Source organism: Nitrosopumilus sp. b1 (genome assembly GCF_014078545.1).
GTDB lineage: Archaea > Thermoproteota > Nitrososphaeria > Nitrososphaerales > Nitrosopumilaceae > PXYB01.
In genome coordinates this window covers 1-708 of record NZ_MU078807.1, presented here as the reverse complement: position 1 = coordinate 708, position 708 = coordinate 1, and the positions used below count along the sequence as shown (strand labels likewise).

The following is a 708-nucleotide window of genomic DNA, read 5'->3' as shown; positions in this document are numbered from 1 at the left end:
TACACCAGATGTTGATGCAACAATATCACCTTCTTGACGTAGGTCAGAATAATTAATTCCAACGCCACCACCTGATTTGAAAATCAGTGCGGCATCAGATGTTGATTTCATTATTCCTGCCATGTCATCAGGCATGTCAAGTACGAAACATGCAGAGAGTTGTCCTAGTCTTCCACCAGCATTCATCATTGTTGGTGAATTTGGAAGGAAGTCTTGTGATACCATTAGCTCATAGTATTCAGAAATTTTTTCTGCATAATTATCAAATTGTTTTGCAGCAATTTTGGTTAGAAGATCTTTGAAACCAACTTTCATCTGTCCTTTGTTTGCCAAAGTGATGTAGTGGTTGATAAGAGCTCTAAAGTGATACTTATTTAGATAATAGTCTCCTATCTTAAACTTGTAATCAAAGCTGTCTAGTTTTTCAAGATAACTGTGTGCTTCATCAGTATCTTGTTTTGAGTTACCGTCTTTGGTAAATAATGAATTATCATACAGTAGGTCTCCTATTGCAATTAGGATAGCTACTCTCTCAAACATTTGACTTGGGCTTTCTGTGATCTCATTTTTGTTATTTCTCAGAAGATAACGTGAGGCTAAAACTCTCAGACAGTTTAGATCAAAATGCTTTGCAACTGGATCTAATTTTTGAGTGTTTAGTACTTTCATCTTTTCATCACGAACTTTTCTGCGTTCATGACGATACAA

Annotated in this window: 1 protein-coding gene; it reads right to left on the bottom strand. The window is 35.7% G+C overall.

What is annotated here, in order from left to right; all coding sequences use genetic code 11:
- Nucleotides 1–708, bottom strand: a 708-nt coding sequence (locus C6988_RS11020) for a ribonucleotide reductase N-terminal alpha domain-containing protein (RefSeq protein WP_272488190.1), incomplete at both ends; no start/stop codon positions are given.